The sequence below is a fragment of the Achromobacter xylosoxidans genome, assembly GCF_014490035.1.
Lineage (GTDB): Bacteria > Pseudomonadota > Gammaproteobacteria > Burkholderiales > Burkholderiaceae_B > Achromobacter > Achromobacter bronchisepticus_A.
In genome coordinates, this window is record NZ_CP061008.1 from 1,846,426 (window position 1) to 1,864,787 (window position 18,362).

The following is an 18,362-nucleotide window of genomic DNA, read 5'->3' on the forward strand; positions in this document are numbered from 1 at the left end:
CAGTCTAGGCGCGGCTTTCCGGCCGACCAATGGCGGATTCGCTGATTGCGCTTGGCGAGAATGCTCACGCCAGGCATTCCTGCGCGCGCAGGCTTTGGCTACCATCGATCCATCGGCGTACGCCAGCCGCTGGATATCCTCATGACCCATCACACCATTGCCGTGGGACATATCGCCCAAATCCTGCAAGGCGCGCGCAGCCGGGGGGTGGACGTGGACCGGGTCCTGACGCGCGCCGGCGTGCCGCCGTCCCTGTTGCAGGCGCCGATGGCGCGGGTATCGCAGGCGCAGCTCGCACAGATAATGCGGACGCTGCGCCGGGCCACCCGCGACGACTTCCTGGGCATGGGCCAGCATCCGGTTCCCATGGGGGCGTTCGACCATGCCTGCCGGCTTGCCTTGCAGGAAGACAAGGTCGGGCAGGCGCTGCGCGCGGCGTTCCGCTACTACCACGGCGTGCTGCGGGATTTCACCGCGCGCCTGTGCGTGAGCGGCGAGCGCGCGCGCATCGTGCTCGACTCGCGCGCGCCCAGCAGCTGCGCGCGCTGGTATGGTGAACGCTCCTTTCTGTTCTTCACGCTTGGCGTGGCCAATTGGCTGGCGGCGCGGCGCATTCCCATTCTGGGCGTGGACTACAGCAGCGGCGCGCGCAGCGCCGATGCGCACAGGCTGTTCTATGCACCGGTGCGCTATGGCCAGCCGGTGACGGGCCTGTGGCTGGAGTCTCGTTGGCTGGCCTTGCCGGTGGTGCAGAACGAACAGACGCTAAAGCCGTTTCTGGCCAATGCGCCGTTCGACCTGTTGGTGAAGTACCAGGACCGCACCACCCTGACCGATCGCATCCGCCGCCTGTTGCGCAACGATCTGTCCAAGGAGTTGCCGTCGCTTATTCAGGTCAGCGCGCAACTGGCAATGACGCCGCAGACGCTGCGGCGGCACTTGCGTGAAGAGGGGCAGGGCTTCCAGGCCCTGAAGGATGATTTGCGGCGCGATGCCGCGGTCGAATACCTGGGCCGCCACGATCTATCCCTGATGGACATCGCCGAGCGCCTGGGTTTTTCCGAACCCAGCACCTTCCACCGCGCCTTCAAGAAATGGACCGGCGTGTCGCCGGGAGAATACCGCCGCAACCGCCTGGTCTGCGGCCCCGAAGGCCGGCAAGCCGCTGACACTTTTGGCCTATCGGTTTGACGCCTGCGGCCATTGCCGCGATCCTGCCCCAAGGGGGAAGCTAGGGGCTCGAGGACGAACGCACGCTGCTCCGCGCAAGGAGCGCGGCGCCGCAGGAGACGAGCACCATGTATCTGACACAAGGCCTGCATCGCGCAGGCCGGCTGCACCCCGGCAAGATCGCGCTATGCGAAGACGTACGGCGCTGGACTTACGCGGCGCTGATCGATTGGACCGCACGCAAGGCCGCCGTGCTGCGCGGCCATGGCGTACTGCAGGGCGATCGCGTGGCGTTCTGGGGCGCCAACGGCGCAGACTATGTGTCGTGGATCCTGGCGTGCTGGTGGCTGGGAGCGGCCGTGCTGCCTTTGAACACACGCTGGAGCAGCCCAGAGCTTGCGCAGGCACTGGCCGACTGCAGTCCGCGCCTGCTGTTGGTGGACGAGACCATGGCGCCACGCATGGCCGATGTGGACATTCCCGCCAGCACGGCGCCGCTGTCCGCCGACGTGCTGGAAGCGCACGCCGCCGCGGCTGCGCCGCTGGAGGATATCCGTGCGGGCGGCGACGCGCTGGCCGCGATTCTCTTTACCGGCGGCACGACCGGCGCGCCCAAGGGCGCCATGCTGACACACGCGAATCTCTGGAGCGCTGCGGTGGCCAGGATGGCTACGGTCCCCACGCCGCCCGACAGCCGCACCCTGCTGGTCGCACCGCTGTTTCATGTTGCCGGATTGGGACGTTTGATCGGACAGTTTGTCGCGGGCGCATCGGTGGCGGTCCAGCGCGGCTTCCAGCCCCGAGCGGTACTGCAGGCCCTGCAGGACGACGGCGTAACCGAAGTACTGCTGGTGCCCAGCATGATCCAGATGCTGCTGGACGAACCCGGGTTCGCGCAGTACAGGCTGGACGGCGTGAGGCGTGTGATCTGGGGCGCCTCGCCGATTTCCCGGGCTTTGCTCGACCGGGCGCTGGCGGCCTTTCCGCAAGCGGAGTTCGTCCATGCCTACGGCATGACCGAAACCGCCGCCACGGTCGCCATCAATGCAGACGTGCGCCAGGGCGGCGCGCGCACCGAATCGGCGGGACCGCCTGCGGTAGGCGTGGAGACGCGGATTCTCGCGCCCGACGGCAGCGAGGCGGCGCCCGGCGCGGTCGGCGAGTTGTTGGTGCGCGGACCCATGGTGATGCAGGGTTACTGGAACCGGCCCGAAGAAACGCGCCGTGCATTCGACCGGGGCTGGCTGCTGACAGGCGACGCGGCCCGCCAGGACGAGGACGGATACCTGTATATCGTTGACCGCCTCAAGGACATGATCGTCAGCGGTGGCGAAAACGTTTACGGCGCTGAAGTGGAAGGCGTGTTGGCCCGCCACGCGCTAGTGGCGCGCTGCGCGGTCATCGGCGTGACGCATGCGCGGTGGGGCGAGGCGGTGCACGCGGTAATCGTGTCGCGTCCGGGCATGGCCGCCGACGCCGATGCTCTGGACAGGCATTGCCGCCTGCAGCTTGCCGCCTACAAGTGCCCCAAGACCTACGAGTTCCTCAGCGAATTGCCCATGTCCGCCGCCGGCAAGGTGCTGAAGTCCGTGCTGAGGCAAGACCATGAATCCAGGCGCGCGGCTGTCGCCGCGCCCGCTCATCAGGAGAGTCAGACATGAATCGGAAAGTATGGGTGGCAGGAGTCGGCATGATTCCCTTCAGCAAGCCCGGCGCCAGCGAGGCATATACCGTGATGGGCGCCAGCGCCGTGCGCCAGGCTCTGCGGGACGCCGGACTGCAATACGACGCGGTCCAGCAGGCCTACGCGGGCTATGTCTACGGCGATTCGACCGCTGGCCAGGCGGTGGTCTACGGCGTGGGGCTCAGCGGCATTCCGGTTTTCAACGTCAACAACAATTGCGCAAGCGGTTCGTCGGCCCTGTTCCTGGCGCGGCAGGCGGTGGAAAGCGGGGCCGTGGAGTGCGCGCTGGCGGTGGGCTTCGAACAGATGGTGCCTGGCGCGCTGAAAGGCGTGTACGAAGACCGCCCGTCGCCTCTGCAGGATTTCGTCTCGGCGATGAGCGAAATGCAGGGCTATGACACGGCCAAGCCGCGCGCAGCCCAGTTCTTCGGCGGCGCGGGCCGCGACTACATGAAGGAGCACGGCGTCGGCGCCGACCTCTTCGCCCGCATCGCGGTCAAGGCGCGCCAGCATGCCGCGCGCAATCCTTACGCGGTGTTCCGCCAGCCGGTCACGCTGGACGAGGTGCTGGCCGCGCCCATGATCTTCGATCCGCTGACGCGCCTGCAATGCTGCCCGCCGACCTGCGGCGCGGCGGCCGCCATCCTGTGCTCGGACGAGTTTGCGCGCCGCCACCGTCTGGCGCCCGCCGTCAGCATTGCCGCGCAGGCCATGACGACGGACACGCCGTCCACCTTCGGCGCTGGCGACATGCGCAAAGTAGTGGGCTTTGACATGACGCGAGCCGCGGCCGACCAAGTCTATGAGGCCGCCGGTATCGGCCCTGACGACGTGGACGTGGTCGAACTGCACGACTGCTTCACCGCCAACGAGCTGATCACCTACGAAGGCCTGCGCCTGACGCCCGAGGGCAGCGCCGAGAAGTTCATCCTGGAAGGCGACAACACCTACGGCGGCAAGGTCGTGACCAATCCGTCCGGCGGGCTGCTGTCCAAGGGCCACCCTCTGGGCGCGACCGGCTTGGCGCAATGCACCGAGCTGGTGTGGCAGCTGCGAGGCCAGGCGGACTTGCGCCAGGTCGAAGGCGCCAGGCTGGCGCTGCAGCACAACCTGGGACTGGGCGGCGCCTGCGTGGTGACGCTGTACCAGGCGGCCTGAGGGGAACGCAATGCTCGACACCAGCCATATCGGCGCCGCCCTGCCCGCGTTCAGCGCTAGCGTGGAGGCGGGCCGCCTGCGCTTCTTTGCCAAGGCCACCGGCCAGGACGATCCGGTCTATACCGACGAGGCCGCCGCGCTGGCGGCCGGCTACCCGGGACTGCCGGTGCCGCCGACCTTCTTCTTCTGCCTGGAAATGGACAGCCCACGGCCCGCCGCCATGCGTGAACTGCTGGGCATAGACATCGCGCGGGTGCTGCACGGCGAACAGGGCTTCGTCTACCACGCCATGGCGTACGCAGGCGACGAATTGCGCTTCGAGCCGCGCATCGCCGACATCTACGCCAAGAAAGGCGGCGCGCTGGAGTTCGTCGTCCGTGAAACCCGGGTGACCGACGCCGCCGGGCGCCTGGTCGCCGAACTGCGCGCGACGACCGTCGTGCGCAACACCTAGGAGACGGGAATGACTGCGGCCATGAATCATGACGCCAAGGCCGGCGACGAGCTGCCCGGCTTTACCGCGGGGCCGGTCAGCCGATTGGGGCTGGCGCTGTATTGCGGCGCTTCGGGTGACCACAACCCGATACACGTGGACCTGGATTTCGCGCGAGCCGCGGGCATGGACGACGTCTTCGCCCACGGCATGCTGTCGGCCGCCTATCTGGCCCGGCTGCTGACGAACTGGGCGCCGCAATCGGCGCTGCGCGAGTATGCCGTGCGCTTCGTGGCGATCACGCACGTGGGCGATGAGGTCCGCTGTTCCGGCAGCGTCGTGGAACGCTTTGAAGCGCAGGGAGAAACCCGCTTGCGGGTGGAACTGCATGCGCGCAGCCAGACCGGCGAACCGCGCCTGAGCGGCGTGGCGGTGCTGGCAATTCAGTAACCCAGGAAAGGAGATGACGATGGGCACATTGGAAGGCAAGGTCGCGCTGGTCTCGGGCGCGGGGCGCGGGATCGGGCAGGAGATCGCGCTGAAGCTTGCGCGCGAAGGCGCCAGCGTGGTGGTGAACGATCTGGACGCGGGGCCGGCGGAAGAAACCGTGGCGCTGATCCGCAGGGCGGGCGGCCAGGCGCAGGCCTGCGCGGGCAGCGTGATCGAAGCGGGCTTCGCCGAACGTTTCGTCGGCACCGCCGTGAATACCTATGGCGGCCTGGACATCATCGTCAACAATGCCGGCTACACCTGGGACAACGTGATCCAGAAGATGACGGACGAACAATGGGACGCGATCCTGGCGGTGCACCTGTCCGCGCCGTTCCGCATCCTGCGGGCGGCCTCCGGTTTCATCCGGGTGGCGGCCAAGGCCGAGGCGGAGCAAGGCAGGGAAGTGTTTCGCAAGGTCGTGAACATCTCGTCGACTTCCGGCGTCATGGGCAACGCCGGGCAGGCCAACTATTCGGCGGCCAAGGCGGGCATCAACGGCCTGACGCGCGCATTGGCCAAGGAATGGGGCCGCTACAAGGTAAACGTCAACAGCGTGGCCTTCGGGCTGATCAAGACGCGCCTGACCGAAGCGCCGGCCGACGGCGATGCCACGCTGGACATCGAAGGCCGGCAGATCAAGGTGGGCGTCAATCCGCAAGTGCTGAAGAACGCCGAAAGCCTGATCCCCATCGGCCGAGCCGGCACGCCGGCGGAAGCCGCGGGTGCGGTGTACCTTTTCTGCCTGCCCGAGTCCAACTACGTCAGCGGCCAGGTCCTGGTCGTCGGCGGCGGCCGTCCTTGAAAGGGGGGAGCGCAATGGACACGCCACGGCAAGGCTGGATGGACGCAGACCTGACGCTGTTCCAGGATTCGACGCGGCGTCTTTTCGAAAAGGAGTTTGTGCCCGACGAAGAACGCTGGCGCAAGCAGCAGCACGCGGACCGCGAGGTCTGGAACAAGGCCGGCCGTCTGGGCCTGTTATGCGTGAGCATGCCCGAAGCCTATGGCGGAGGCGGAGGCAGCTTCGCCCACGAGGCCATCGTGGCGGCGGAACAGGCGCGCGCCATGGTGCATGGCTTCAGCAACAACGTGCACAGCGCCATTCTGGCGCATTACATCCTGAACTACGGCACGGAAGAGCAGAAGCGTCGCTGGCTGCCGCGCATGGCCACGGGTGAACTGGTGGGCGCCATCGCCATGAGTGAACCGGGAGCGGGGTCCGACCTGAAGAGCGTGCGCACCACCGCCGCCAAGGAAGGTGGTGAATACGTGCTCAACGGATCCAAGACCTTCATCACCAACGGCCTGCACGCGGACCTGGTCTGCGTGGTCGCCAAGACCGATACCCAGGCCGGAGCCAGGGGCGTGTCGCTGATCATGGTGGAAACGCAGGGCCTGCCGGGCTTCAGGCGCGGGCGGCTGCTGGAGAAGCTGGGTCAGAAAAGCCTGGACACGGCGGAGCTGTTCTTCGACGGCGCGCGCGTGGGCGAGGACTGCCTCCTGGGCGGCGTCGAGGGCTGTGGCTTCGCCCAGCTCATGCAGCAGCTGCCGCGCGAACGGCTGCTGATCGCGGTGGGCGCCGTGGCCACCATGCGTCGCGCCATCGAGGAAACCGTGGCCTACGCCAGCGCCCGGCAGGTCTTCGGCCAGGCGCTCATCGAACTCCAGAACACGCGCTTCACGCTGGCCGAGTGCGAGACGGTCGCCACCATTGCGGCGCGTTTCGTTGACGATTGCATCGAACGCCAGCTGGCCGGCACGCTGGATCTGTCCACCGCAGCCATGGCCAAGTGGTGGACCACGCAGATGAACTGCCAGGTGATCGACGAGTGCCTGCAATTGCACGGTGGCTACGGCTACATGCTTGAATACCCGATAGCCAGGATGTACGCGGATGCGCGGGTCGGCAAGATCTACGGCGGCTCCAACGAGATCATGAAGGAAATCATCGCGCGCGCCATGACCGCCTGAAGCGCATGGCAGACAGTCAGAACAACGATGAGGAGACAAGATGCACCAAGCGCATTATCGGTACTGGCCCAAGGGGTTGCCGAAGGAGATCAGCCCGCCGCAGTCCAGCCTGTACTTCAACCTGGAGGCGTCCGCCGCGCGCTATCCGGGCAAGGCCGCCATCGTGTTCTACGACACCGTGCTCGACTACGCGCGCTTAAAGCGCGAGGTCGATGCCATGGCCGGCTACCTGCAGCACAGCGCGGGCGTGAAGGCGGGCGACCGCGTCCTGTTGCTGAGCCAGAACTGTCCGCAGTTCGTCATCGCGTACTACGCGATCCTGCGCGCCGATGCGGTGGTGGTGCCGGTCAACGCGATGAGCACGCCGGACGAGCTGGCGCATTACCTGGCGGACAGCGGCGCACGAGTGGCCTTCGCGGCCCAGGAACTGTGCGCGCGGCTGGACGGCTTCGCCGCTGACGGACGCCTGGAGCGCGTCATCGTCCACACCTATTCGGACTACTTGCAGGGCCCGGCTCCTGACGCGCCCGACTGGGTCGCCGCGCCCCGGCGCGCACCTGATGTGCGCGGCGGCGTGCCTTGGTACGGCGCGATGGCGGTCAACGCTCAGCCGTCGCCGCACCGGGCGGGGGCGAAGGACCTCTGCCTGTTGCCCTACACCTCGGGCACCACCGGCCGGCCCAAGGGCTGCCGCCACACCCACGGCACCATGAACGCATCCCTGGCCGGCTCGCAGCTATGGCGCGGCCTGACCTCCGAGGCGGTCATCATGGGCGTGGCGCCGATGTTCCATCTGCTGGGCATGCAGAGCGGCATGAACACGCCCATCTTGCTGGGCGCCACGGTGGTGGTGCTGCCGCGCTGGGACCGCGAAGCGGCCGGGCGGCTGATGGCGCGTCATCGCGTCAGCGTCTGGGCCGCGCCGCCGGCGATGGTCGTGGATTTCTTCGCGCAACCCGGCATCCAGAAGCTGGACCTTTCCAGCCTGGCGCAGCTGTGCGGCGGCGGAGCTCCCATGCCCGAGGCGGTCGCGGGCATGCTGGCCAGCCGCTACGGCATTACCTACAACGAGGCATACGGCCTGACGGAAACCGCATCGTTCCTGCACTGCAATCCGCTGGACCGCAACAAGCGCCAATGCATAGGCGTCCCCACCTTCGGCGTGGACACGCGGATCGTGGACCCGGCCACGCTGGCTGAACTGCCCCAAGGCGAAACCGGCGAACTCGTGACGCGCGGCGCGCAGGTCATGCTGGGGTACTGGAACAATCCGCGGGCCGACGACGAAGCCTTCTTCATGCTGGACGGGCAGCGCTACTTCCGTACCGGCGACCTGGGCCGGGTGGACGACGAAGGCTACTTCTACGTGACCGACCGCTTGAAGCGCATGATCAATGTGTCCGGCTACAAGGTCTGGCCGGCAGAGGTGGAGAACACGCTGTACGGGCACCCCGCGGTGCACGAGGCTTGCGTGATCGGCGTGCCGGACGCCAGCCGCGGTGAAACGGTGAAGGCCCTGCTGGTCTTGCGCGACGAGGCGCGCGGCAGCGTGCGCGAAGAAGACGTGATCGCCTGGGCGCGGACGCGCATGGCCGCCTACAAGGCGCCGCGCATCGTCGAGTTCGTGAACGCCTTGCCCAAATCCAGCACCGGCAAAATCTTGTGGCGGCAGTTGCAGGAAGAGGGCAAGGCGGCGGCCTAGCGCGTCCCCGGGTCCGCTTGGCTGGCGGCGGCCGCAGGCGGTTCCTGGCCCTTGCCCGCCAGGCCCTGGAGCAGGCGGCCCAGTTCCACGGGGAAGGGGAAGACGATGGTCGAGCTGTTCTGCGCGCCTATCATGGCCAGCGTGCTCAGATAGCGCAGTTGCATCGCCTCGGGCTGCTCCGACAGGGTGCGCGCCGCGTTCAGCAGCATCTGCGCGGCCTGCTGTTCGCCTTCGGCATGGATGATCTTGGCGCGCCGCTCGCGTTCCGCCTCGGCCTGCCGCGCGATGACGCGCACCATGCCTTCATTCAGATCGATGTGCTTGATCTCGACGTTCGCCACCTTGATGCCCCAGGCGTCGGTCTGCGCGTCAAGGATTTCCTGCACCGCGCTGTTCACCTTGTCGCGCTCCGAAAGCAGTTCATCCAGGTCGTGTTTGCCCAGCACGGAGCGCAGCGTCGTCTGCGCCAGTTCGCTGGTTGCCTGGCGAAAGTTCTCGACCTGGATCACGGAACGCTCGGGATCGATCACGCGGAAGTAGATGACGGCGTTCACTTTGACGGACACGTTGTCTCGCGAGATGGCGTCCTGGCTGGGAACGTCGAAGACCTCGGTGCGCTGGTCGACTCTTACCATCTGCTGGACCAGCGGGATCAGCAGGATCAATCCGGGACCCTTGACGCCGGTAAAACGTCCCAATGTAAAGATCACGCCGCGCTCATACTCGCGCAGGATTCGGACCGACAGGGCGAACAGCGCGACGGCCAGCGCCAGGATGGGGGCGTAAAAGGCGAGGTTCATCAACATGGCAGGCTCCGCATGGAGGGTTCGAGGGCTCAGGTTGCGGACGCCGTCATCCCGACGGCGGCGGGCCGGCGTCCGCCCGTACCTGCAAGGTCACGCCGCGGACGGCGGTGATGACGACGGCATCGCCGGCAGCCAGGCCCGCCGGACCCGTCGCTCGCCAGCGTTCACCAGCGGCCGCCACGTAGCCCTGCCGGTCCGCCCAGCTCAACACCTTGATGCGCTGGCCGATCAGCGACTCGGCGCCGCTGACGATGGGAGCCTGGCGCGAACGCAGGGCCAGCCGGCCGACCAGGAAGGTCATTCCCAGGCTGGCCGCGGCGATGCCAGCCATCAGCGGAATGGAAACGCCAAAGGCGGGCGTATCGGTGTCGATGAGCAGGAGGGCGCCCAAGATGAAGGACACCGCGCCTCCAATGCCCAGGACGCCCAGCGTTGGCGCGAATATCTCCGCCACCATTAGCGAGATCCCCAGCAGGACCAGCGCGATCCCGGCATAGGTCAGCGGCAGCGCCGACAAGGCGTAGAGTCCGACCAACAGGCAGATGGCGCCGAAGATGCCCGGAAACAGGGCGCCGGGAGTCATGAATTCGAAGATCAGTCCATAGATGCCGGCCATCAGCAGCAGCAGCGCCAGATTGGGATTCGTGATGACGCTGAGCACCTGGGTGCGCCAGTCGGGGTCTCTGGCCAGCACTCGCAGGTCTTTGGTGTGCAGGGTTAGCATGCCGTTGCCGACACGGACGCTGCGTCCTTCCGCCTTGGCCATCAGGTCCGGCAGGTCATCGGCGATCAGGTCGATCACATTACGCGCGTGCGCTTCGCCGGCCGTGAGGCTGGCCGCGCCGCGCACCGCCTGTTCCGCCCAGTCGGCATTGCGTCCGCGCAGCGCGGCCAGCGCGCGGATGTAGGCCACGGCGTCGTTGATCGCCTTGGCTTCGGCCGGATCTTGCCCGGTTCGTCCAGGACTGCCCTCGTGCCCTGGGGGCGGCTGCTTGTCTGGCGGCTCTGCCGGCTTGGAGGAGCCGCCCAGCGAAATCGGGGTCGCCGCGCCCAGGTTCGTCGCGGGCGCCATGGCCGCGACATGGCTGGCGTAAAGAATATAGGTGCCGGCGCTGGCGGCGCGCGCACCGTTGGGCGCCACATAGGAAATCACGGGAATGGGCGAGGCCAGGATCGCGCGGATGATGTCGCGCATGGAAGCGTCGAGTCCGCCCGGCGTATCGATGCGCAGCACCACCGCCGCGGCATTCTGTTCACGCGCGGCGGCCAGGCCGCGGATCACGTAGTCCGCCGTGGCGGGGCCGACGATGCCGTCCAGGGTCAGCAAGAGGGCGGCCGGCTGGCCCCCGGCCGGCTGCGCGCCTGCGCCGCCCGCGACGAGCGTCGCTGCCGCCAACAGCGCCGCCGCGCGGCGCAGCTTGCGCAGCATTGAACAGGTTCCGGACATCAGGCTCAGGATCGGGGCGGTCATGAGCTGCTTTCCTCCGACACGCAACGCGTGGCGGCGGGCCGCCGGCGCTGCTGAATCCAGCGTACTACTTTTGCCGCGGCATTCGGAGACCTGCCGGCGCGGTAGCGCGGGCGTCAAGGCGGCGGCGTGCGCGATGTCTTTGAGATGGCCCGGATTTTCTGCAAAATAGATCGTTACCGTGGACGATGAAATGCAGGAATGTCTATGTTTATCCGTCAGCTCTCCTATCTCCTGGCCCTGGACAAGTACCGGCATTTCGGACGGGCGGCGGAAAGCTGCCATGTCTCGCAACCGGCGTTGTCCAATGGCATCCGCGAACTGGAGCGCGAACTCGGAATCACCATCGTCAAGCGCAACCGGACCTTCGAAGGCATTACCCCTGAAGGCGAACGGGTGATCCAGTGGGTGCGGCAGGTGATGGCTTCGCTGGAGGGGCTGCGGCAGGAGGCCAACCTGGTGCGCAGCGTGCCGCAAGGCCACCTGGCGATAGGCGCGATTCCCACTGCCAACCATGCGGCGACGCTGCTCAGCGCCCAGTACCGGGAGATCCTTCCGCAGCTGACGCTGGAAGTCACCTCGCTCAGCACGCCGGAAATCCTGCGCCGGCTGAAGGCCCAGGAAATCCAGTTGGGCATCCTCTATGAGCGGTCCGTGCTCGATAGCGCCGATTTCGACGTGATGCCGCTGTACGCAGAGCGCTACGTGCTGGTGGCGAACGAGCAGGCCTCCTTGCCGCGCCAGCTGGATTGGTCGGAAGTGGGCGAGCTTCCGCTCTGCCTGCTCAGCCCGGACATGCAGAACCGCCAGACCTTGAACAAATGTTTCGAGAGCGTGGAAGCCAAGCCGCGCGTGGTGCTGCAAAGCAACGACATCCGCGTGCTGCTGGCGGAATGCCAGAGCGGGCGGGCGTTCTCCATCATGCCCCTGAGCGCCTTGCCCGCCCAGTACGAAGGGGCCGGGCTGCTGGCGCACCCCATCACTCCGGAGCACGCCGAGGACGTCTGCCTGGTCAGGCTGCGGCGCGACAAGCCGCCTGCCTTGTCGAACGCCGCCTGGCAGATCGCCGGCCAGCTGGACCTGGAAGCCGTCCTCAACCAATCGCTGGCGACGAAGCCTTGATAACCATGGATTATCAAAAGGTTCACAGGAAAAATTAGATCAATTCTTGTCGTTGCCGCATGCTGGCGGGAATTGGGCGCTTGAAGGAGACCAGCCATGAAACAACGACGTGAAGTACCTGGCATCCGTCCCTATGACGGGCCGGCGGGCGGCTGGGGGGCATTGAAGGCGACGGCCCAGGCCGTGCGGCAACAGATGGAAGTGGTGGAGGCGCCCGTCGTCCTGCTGCGCACCAACCAGCCCGCGGGTTTCGATTGTCCAGGCTGTGCGTGGCCGGACAAGGAACACCGCTCCACGTTCCAGTTCTGCGAGAACGGCGCCAAGGCGGTCACCTGGGAGGCGACCAGCAAGCGCGTGACGCCGGATTTCTTCGCCCAGCGCACGGTGTCTTCATTGCTGGCGCTGTCGGACTATGAACTGGAGGACTTCGGCCGCCTGACTCACCCGATGACCTACGACGCGGCCACCGACAAATTCGTTCCCGTGTCGTGGGATGCCGCGTTCGAACGCATCGGCGAGGCGCTGCGCAGCCTGGACGCGCCTGACCAGGCCGAGTTCTATACCTCGGGACGGGCCTCCAACGAGGCGGCCTATCTGTTTCAGCTGTTTGCGCGCGAGTTCGGCACCAATAATTTCCCGGACTGTTCCAACATGTGCCACGAGGCGACCAGCGTGGGCTTGCCGCAGTCCATCGGCATCGGCAAGGGCACGGTCTCGCTGGAGGACTTCGACCATGCGGAGCTCATTCTCTCCATTGGCCACAATCCCGGCACCAATCACCCGCGCATGATGGGCACGCTGCACGAACTGGCGCGCCGCAAGGTTCCCATCATCGTCTTCAATCCCTTGCGCGAACGCGCGCTGGAACGCTTCGCCGATCCGCAGAGCATCGTGGAAATGGCGACCTTCAGCTCGACCAATATCGCCTCGACCTATTATCAGGTCCGGGCGGGCGGCGACGCGGCCGCGCTCAAGGGCATCATGAAGGCGCTGCTGGCGCTGGAAGCGCAGCGCGGGAACGTCCTGGATAGCCAGTTCATCGCGCAACACACATTGGGCTTTGACGCGCTGGCCGCGGACCTGGAGGCAACCTCCTGGGCCGACATCGAAACCGAAAGCGGGCTGCACCGCGCGGACCTGGAGCACGTGGCCGAGGCCTACGCCAAGTCCAACGCCACCATCGTCACCTACGGCATGGGGATCACCCAGCACAACACGGGCACGGCCAACGTCAAGCTGATCGCCGACCTGCTGCTCATGCGCGGCAACTTCGGCAAGCCCGGCGCCGGCATCTGCCCGCTGCGCGGTCACTCCAATGTGCAGGGCAACCGCACGGTCGGCATCACGGAAAAGCCCAGCCCGGAGTTCCTGGCAAAGCTGGAAGCGGAGTTCGGCTTCACGCCGCCGCAGGGCCATGGCCATGACGCGGTGCAGGCCATGGAAGCGATGGTCGACGGCTCGGCCCGGGCGCTCATCTGCCTGGGCGGAAACTTCGCCGTGGCCTTGCCCGATCCCGAACTCTGTTTCGCGGCCATGAAGGAACTGACGCTGAGCGTGCATCTGGGCACCAAGCTCAACCGCTCGCACCTGCTGGTGGGGCGCGAGACCTTCCTGTTGCCGGTGCTGGGGCGCACCGAGCTGGACGTCCAGGCCGACGGCCCGCAATCAGTGACGGTGGAGGACTCGATGTCCATGGTCCACGCCTCGGCGGGCAAGCTGAAGCCGGCATCCGCCGAGCTGCGCTCGGAACCGGCCATCGTCGCCGCCATGGCCCGGGCGACCTTGCCCCACAGCAAGGTGGACTGGCTGGGGCTGGTGCAAAACTACGATCGCATCCGCGACCTGATCGAGCGCACGATTCCGGGCTTCGACGATTACAACGCGCGCATCCGCGTGCCCGGCGGCTTTCGCATGCCCTTGCCGCCGACCGAGCGCAAGTGGAACACGCCCACCGGCAAGGCCATGTTCTCGGTGTTCCCCGGCGTGCGCGAGCGCTATGAGCCCTGGCCGGACGAGGTGTTGCGGCTGGTGACCATACGCAGCCACGACCAGTACAACACCACGATCTACGGCTTGGACGACCGCTACCGCGGCGTCTTCGGCCGCCGCGACGTGCTCTTCATGCATCCGGAAGACCTGGCCGCGCAGGGCTTGGAACACGGTGATCTGGTGGACATAGAAACCGTGTCGCGGAACCGGACGCTGCGGCTGGCAGGCATTACCGCGATTGAATACAGCATCGCGCGAGGTTCGGTCGCGGCCTACTATCCCGAGGCCAATGTCCTGGTTCCGCTGGACTATATCGACAAGGAATGCGGCACGCCTTCCTACAAGTCGATACCGGTGCGCATCCGCAAAGCCGCGCAGGGGGGCGCCCAAGCGTAAGCCGTCATGATCGTCCGCCCCGCCTCGCGCTCTCCCTGGCTGCTGCTGTTCACGCTGAAGGGATCCATTGTCTCCATCATCTGGAAGCGTGTCGTCGCCATGATGCTGCTGGCCACCGCCGTGGTGCTGGCGGAGCACCGGCTGCCCTTGAGCGGGGTCGGGCTGGGCGCCGTGCCCTTGACGCTGGTCGGGCTGACCCTGGCCATCTTCCTGGGGTTCCGCAACAGCGTGGCCTACGAGCGCTGGTGGGAGGCGCGCAAGCTCTGGGGCGAGTTGCTCATCGTCATCCGCAACCTGACGCGGCAGACGCTGAGTTTTCCCGACGGCCTGCCCGCCGCGCGCCAGCGTGAATTGGCGCATGGCCTCATCGCCTATGCCCATGCCTTGCGGCACATGCTGAGGCAGAGCGATCCCAAGGAAGACCTGCAGCGCTGGTTGCCCGCCGCTACTGCGGCCCGCATCATGCATGCGGCGAATCCGCCCAGCGTGCTTCTGGGCGACTTGAGCCAGGCCTATGCCCAGTTGCGGCGAGAAGGGCGGCTGGACAGCATCCTGCTCGCGGACATCGATGGCCAGATCACACGGCTGTCATACATAGGCGGCGGCTGCGAGCGGATACGCAGCACGCCGATTCCCTTTGCCTACATCCTGCTGCTGCACCGGACCGTCTACATCTATTGCCTGCTGCTGCCGTTCTGCCTGGTCGGCAGCATAGGCTGGGTGACGCCCTTCATGGTGGGCGTGCTGTCCTACACGTTCTTCGGGCTGGACGCCCTGGGCGAACAGATCGAGGAACCCTTCGACCGCCTGCCCAACAACCTGCCCCTGGATGCCCTGTGCCGCGGCATCGAGATCAACGTCGGGGAGTTGCTGGGCGACAAGAATCTGCTGCCGCCGTTGTCGCCGCAGGATGGCGTGCTGTTCTAGCTGTCATCTTTTCCGATCTGGTACGGGGTGCGGCGCTAGCCGCGCAACAGCTGAACAGGCATGAAAAGAATCCGTCGTGGCCAACTGACAGTCCCCTTGCCCAAGGCCCTCCGTGGATGCCACGCCGCGGTCAACGGTGCTTGCGCGCGACTAGCGATAATTGCAGCTGCGAGGCTGGCGTGGTTTCCCGTATCCCTATAATTTCCCGCGGGCAACCGCGCCGCCTGGCGGCGTATCAGCAGCTCCAACAGTCATGCATTCGTTCAGCACCGAAAGCACTTTCGACAGTCCCTTTGCCGCGAAAAAAAATGCCGGAAAGTATCGAGCGCACGAGATGTACATCGAAAAAGCCGCGCCTGCTTCGTTCAGGCCCCGCCAACTGGGATGCTTGGCGAGACGCTAGAAACCGGGTCCTCGCCGCACTCGATGGCAAGCCAGGCAGATCCGGACGACTTCGCTTGCATGACCGTGAACCTGCGGAACGCGGATCGAAGCGCAGGTTGTCGGTAGAGTGCTTGGATTGCGGAGCGGGCCAGGACGGTAGCTGGATTACTTATTACGACAACGTGCGCCTGTCGCCGCAAGGCTGCCCAGTCTGCAAAAGCGTCGGCCGTCTGATCGACCAATTCAAATCGGCGTTCTCCGACCACACGCTGACGTTGTGCACGCCTGAAAGCGGTTCTCCCAACCCCGCTGGATTGAGGTTCAACGTGCGGCCCTTGATATGGGCCTTGCCTGAAGATTTCGAATGGACCATGCCCTCAATCGGTATCGCGGCCGTCAGGAGCGCGCTGCGGCGACATCGTCTGCCGAATGAGGCGGTGCAGGGTCGTTATCAGGACTTCGTGGAACTGCAGTCAGAATTCACGCGTGCCTTCCCTTTGGGGACACTTCGGTTCGCCCATCGTCAACATCCAGAGAACACGTCGCCAGGTCCATTCTTCAGCATGAAGTCCGGGCCGCGGCTACTGCGTGCACCTCTTGAGGATAGCTGCATGTCGCGTGCAGCAGTACGCAAGGCAGTGCTTCAAGAGGACAAGGATTCGATACTCCGCGCCCACCTCCTCGAACGAGCAAAGCAGCACATGGCAACAGAGGTCTCGTTCGAATGGAGTCCAGGAAAAGGTGGCGGATTTTTGATTTTCTACCGTAGCCGCACGGGTTTCTATCATCTCGACACGCGATGGCGCGCCGAGGAGAAGGCATGGGGGCAATCTGGGTTTCGGCGCGGCGAGTCACTCGCTCTCATCGTCATTTCCCACTTGTTCCCCGCCCATGACTGGCGGCGCACCTCTCGCCCGGCTTTCCTCCTGAGAGATAACGGGCATCGACTTGAACTTGACGCCTACAGCCCCAGTCAGCAGCTGGCTCTCGAATATCACGGCATGCACCACTACAAGCCGCGCTCTCAGAGCGCCGAGGACCTGGCAGCCCACGTCGCGCAGGTTCAGCGGGACGCCGAGAAGCGGACGCGGTGCGTAGAGGCAGGCGTAACGCTGATCGAGATGAAAGATAGACCGTTGGCTCCAGCAGCCTTCCTTTCCTGTATCCAGGAGCTCGTCGGCCAGGCAGGACTCGTGCCCACGGTTCCCAATCCAAGCCTGGAGCTGATCACTAGCCGTTGGAATGAGATTTGCGCGAATCCTCTCGAAGAATTTCAGCAGGCGTTGCTAAGGAATCTTGGCCATCACAAGCTGGTTTCGCACGAAATTGCAAAGGTGAACAAGGATTGCATGGTCGTATATCAATGCGGCCATTGCAACGAACTGAACACTGCTCAGGCGAAGGGCCTGGTTGCGGGAAGGGTGCGCAAGTACTGTCCCCTATGCAAGGACGCGGTCACTTCCCAACAACGCCGGGCTGAGGCGCTCAGCGCGTGGGTTGCTCAAGGCCTGCCCCCTTCGGTGATTGACCGGATGGAGTTCGATGATTCAAACCGCTACCTGTATCGCTGCGAGGCCGATCACTTGACCATCCTGCATAGTTGCACGTCCGCCCTGCGGCATGTCAGCGCCGGCGTCTTCAATTGCCCGGCATGCATCAGTGCCCGTTCTGGCGTCGCAGTCAACCATGCGACGTTGTTTCCTGAGTATGTCAAGGATTTTTCCGACGCGCTCGCGGGGTTCAAGTTTGCCGTGCTCGGTTCACCCAGGTACGAAGCGGGCCAGCTCACAGCTCAAGTGCGCTGTCCCGCTGGCCACGAGCGATTGATTGACCGTTCCTTGTTGCACCGGATACGCAAGAACACGAGCTTGACGGATATGAGCGTAGTACCCTCGGCTTGCCCGGACTGCGCATATCCCGGCGTCGATGTCACCGAAGCGCTCAAGCTCATGGGAACCCTGCACCATCGTCTGTACGTACTGGAGGGCATGTACCCGGAGATCTCCTACCTCGCAGGCTTCGACGCAACGGGCTGGAACAGGGAAACATTCTCTTGTGGACGAAACGGTCCTGATGGAACGCCCCACTCGCCCTTCTCTATCTCTTTTCGCAATCTCCTCAGGTACGCGAAAAAACTGGGCGATCGGCACCTCTGCCTGTCTTGCAAACTGGAGGCTGGTACAACCAACCATCGCGGGAAAACCTTGGCAGATACGGTTTCGCGGATGGAAATCCTGCGCGCGACGGTATTGGCGATCACTCCGCCACACCTGAAGCCGGCCGCCATGAAGCCGCCAACCGCAACACTCGTCACCGAAGGCTTTGGAGGGCGTGGCGAATTCTCGACCACGAAGGCGCGCATTCGCTTTACTTGCGGCATACCCGGCCATGCGCCGATGGAAGCGTCCTACAGCAACTATTTTCATCGGTCCGAGTCGCGAAGCTACGGGTTCTGCCCCGTGTGTGTCCGCAATGCCGGACTGACTCAAGCGCCGATGCCGGAGCCAGTCCGCACCGCGGCCGGCAAGCTGAGAGCCATCACTTTGCGGATCGACTGAAGATGGACGTTCGCGAACGACCGCCGGAACCCCATGGATAGGTGAAATAACCTATTAAGAAATCCAGGTAGCATGCCGTACCGAAAGTAGGTCGCGTCTACT

Annotated in this window: 14 protein-coding genes; 12 read left to right on the plus strand and 2 right to left on the minus strand. The window is 65.4% G+C overall.

The window, feature by feature from the left end; genetic code table 11:
* The first annotated feature begins 141 nt into the window (after nucleotides 1-141).
* The 8 genes from IAG39_RS08485 to IAG39_RS08520 all read left to right on the plus strand — a co-directional run bounded on the left by IAG39_RS08485 (nucleotide 142) and on the right by IAG39_RS08520 (nucleotide 8,610).
* A complete protein-coding gene (locus IAG39_RS08485; protein ID WP_059371761.1) occupies nucleotides 142-1,191 on the plus strand; it encodes an AraC family transcriptional regulator in 1,050 nt (349 codons plus the stop codon).
* Nucleotides 1,192-1,298: 107 nt separating this feature from the next.
* Complete coding sequence (locus IAG39_RS08490) at nucleotides 1,299-2,831, plus strand: class I adenylate-forming enzyme family protein (RefSeq protein WP_118934522.1); 1,533 nt, start codon at nucleotides 1,299-1,301, stop codon at nucleotides 2,829-2,831.
* The gene (locus IAG39_RS08495; RefSeq protein WP_118934524.1) at nucleotides 2,828-4,012 is read left to right on the plus strand and encodes a lipid-transfer protein; all 1,185 of its coding nucleotides are present in this window, start codon (nucleotides 2,828-2,830) and stop codon (nucleotides 4,010-4,012) included. Before IAG39_RS08490 ends, IAG39_RS08495 begins: the two co-directional genes overlap by 4 nt.
* A 10-nt stretch (nucleotides 4,013-4,022) precedes the next feature.
* Entirely contained in the window at nucleotides 4,023-4,466 is a 444-nt protein-coding gene (locus IAG39_RS08500) for a MaoC family dehydratase N-terminal domain-containing protein (RefSeq protein ID WP_118934526.1), read from the plus strand.
* 9 nt (nucleotides 4,467-4,475) lie between these two features.
* Nucleotides 4,476-4,895: a MaoC family dehydratase gene (locus IAG39_RS08505; protein WP_118934528.1), complete on the plus strand. Its 420-nt coding sequence runs from the start codon at nucleotides 4,476-4,478 to the stop codon at nucleotides 4,893-4,895.
* A gap of 19 nt (nucleotides 4,896-4,914) precedes the next feature.
* Complete coding sequence (locus IAG39_RS08510; protein ID WP_059372763.1) at nucleotides 4,915-5,739, plus strand: SDR family NAD(P)-dependent oxidoreductase; 825 nt, start codon at nucleotides 4,915-4,917, stop codon at nucleotides 5,737-5,739.
* A gap of 14 nt (nucleotides 5,740-5,753) precedes the next feature.
* Nucleotides 5,754-6,908, plus strand: a complete 1,155-nt coding sequence (locus IAG39_RS08515) for an acyl-CoA dehydrogenase family protein (protein WP_059371766.1) — start codon at nucleotides 5,754-5,756, stop codon at nucleotides 6,906-6,908.
* A 40-nt stretch (nucleotides 6,909-6,948) separates the two neighbouring features.
* Nucleotides 6,949-8,610, plus strand: a complete 1,662-nt coding sequence (locus IAG39_RS08520; protein ID WP_118934530.1) for a long-chain fatty acid--CoA ligase — start codon at nucleotides 6,949-6,951, stop codon at nucleotides 8,608-8,610.
* On the opposite strand, the gene IAG39_RS08525 is transcribed toward IAG39_RS08520, so the two are convergent.
* Entirely contained in the window at nucleotides 8,607-9,416 is an 810-nt protein-coding gene (locus tag IAG39_RS08525; protein ID WP_059371768.1) for a slipin family protein, read from the minus strand. The two genes, IAG39_RS08520 and IAG39_RS08525, sit on opposite strands and share 4 nt — an antisense overlap.
* 46 nt (nucleotides 9,417-9,462) lie before the next feature.
* A complete protein-coding gene (locus IAG39_RS08530; protein ID WP_187524036.1) occupies nucleotides 9,463-10,887 on the minus strand; it encodes an NfeD family protein in 1,425 nt (474 codons plus the stop codon).
* Nucleotides 10,888-11,085: 198 nt separating this feature from the next.
* Here IAG39_RS08530 and IAG39_RS08535 point away from each other — a divergent pair, with 198 nt between their 5' ends.
* The 4 genes from IAG39_RS08535 (at nucleotide 11,086) to IAG39_RS08550 (ending at nucleotide 18,260) form a co-directional block, all read left to right on the plus strand.
* A complete protein-coding gene (locus IAG39_RS08535) occupies nucleotides 11,086-12,006 on the plus strand; it encodes a LysR family transcriptional regulator (protein WP_118934982.1) in 921 nt (306 codons plus the stop codon).
* 96 nt (nucleotides 12,007-12,102) lie between these two features.
* Nucleotides 12,103-14,391 (plus strand): FdhF/YdeP family oxidoreductase, encoded by a 2,289-nt coding sequence (locus IAG39_RS08540; RefSeq protein WP_118934984.1) that lies wholly within the window; start codon nucleotides 12,103-12,105, stop codon nucleotides 14,389-14,391.
* A 6-nt stretch (nucleotides 14,392-14,397) separates the two neighbouring features.
* A complete protein-coding gene (locus tag IAG39_RS08545) occupies nucleotides 14,398-15,318 on the plus strand; it encodes a bestrophin family protein (RefSeq protein WP_118934985.1) in 921 nt (306 codons plus the stop codon).
* A 458-nt stretch (nucleotides 15,319-15,776) separates the two neighbouring features.
* Nucleotides 15,777-18,260 carry a hypothetical protein gene (locus IAG39_RS08550; protein WP_124260415.1) on the plus strand — a complete coding sequence of 828 codons (2,484 nt, stop codon included), beginning with the start codon at nucleotides 15,777-15,779 and terminating at the stop codon, nucleotides 18,258-18,260.
* Nucleotides 18,261-18,362: the final 102 nt, after the last annotated feature.

What these genes read in the sequence shown, in the direction of transcription:
- IAG39_RS08525 (WP_059371768.1), bottom strand. Translation starts at nt 9,416, where the DNA reads ATGTTGATGAACCTCGCCTTTTACGCCCCCATCCTGGCGCTGGCCGTC.
- IAG39_RS08530 (WP_187524036.1), bottom strand. Translation starts at nt 10,887, where the DNA reads ATGACCGCCCCGATCCTGAGCCTGATGTCCGGAACCTGTTCAATGCTG.
- IAG39_RS08485 (WP_059371761.1), top strand. Translation starts at nt 142, where the DNA reads ATGACCCATCACACCATTGCCGTGGGACATATCGCCCAAATCCTGCAA.
- IAG39_RS08545 (WP_118934985.1), top strand. Translation starts at nt 14,398, where the DNA reads ATGATCGTCCGCCCCGCCTCGCGCTCTCCCTGGCTGCTGCTGTTCACG.
- IAG39_RS08495 (WP_118934524.1), top strand. Translation starts at nt 2,828, where the DNA reads ATGAATCGGAAAGTATGGGTGGCAGGAGTCGGCATGATTCCCTTCAGC.
- IAG39_RS08510 (WP_059372763.1), top strand. Translation starts at nt 4,915, where the DNA reads ATGGGCACATTGGAAGGCAAGGTCGCGCTGGTCTCGGGCGCGGGGCGC.
- IAG39_RS08500 (WP_118934526.1), top strand. Translation starts at nt 4,023, where the DNA reads ATGCTCGACACCAGCCATATCGGCGCCGCCCTGCCCGCGTTCAGCGCT.
- IAG39_RS08535 (WP_118934982.1), top strand. Translation starts at nt 11,086, where the DNA reads ATGTCTATGTTTATCCGTCAGCTCTCCTATCTCCTGGCCCTGGACAAG.
- IAG39_RS08490 (WP_118934522.1), top strand. Translation starts at nt 1,299, where the DNA reads ATGTATCTGACACAAGGCCTGCATCGCGCAGGCCGGCTGCACCCCGGC.
- IAG39_RS08540 (WP_118934984.1), top strand. Translation starts at nt 12,103, where the DNA reads ATGAAACAACGACGTGAAGTACCTGGCATCCGTCCCTATGACGGGCCG.
- IAG39_RS08515 (WP_059371766.1), top strand. Translation starts at nt 5,754, where the DNA reads ATGGACACGCCACGGCAAGGCTGGATGGACGCAGACCTGACGCTGTTC.
- IAG39_RS08520 (WP_118934530.1), top strand. Translation starts at nt 6,949, where the DNA reads ATGCACCAAGCGCATTATCGGTACTGGCCCAAGGGGTTGCCGAAGGAG.
- IAG39_RS08505 (WP_118934528.1), top strand. Translation starts at nt 4,476, where the DNA reads ATGACTGCGGCCATGAATCATGACGCCAAGGCCGGCGACGAGCTGCCC.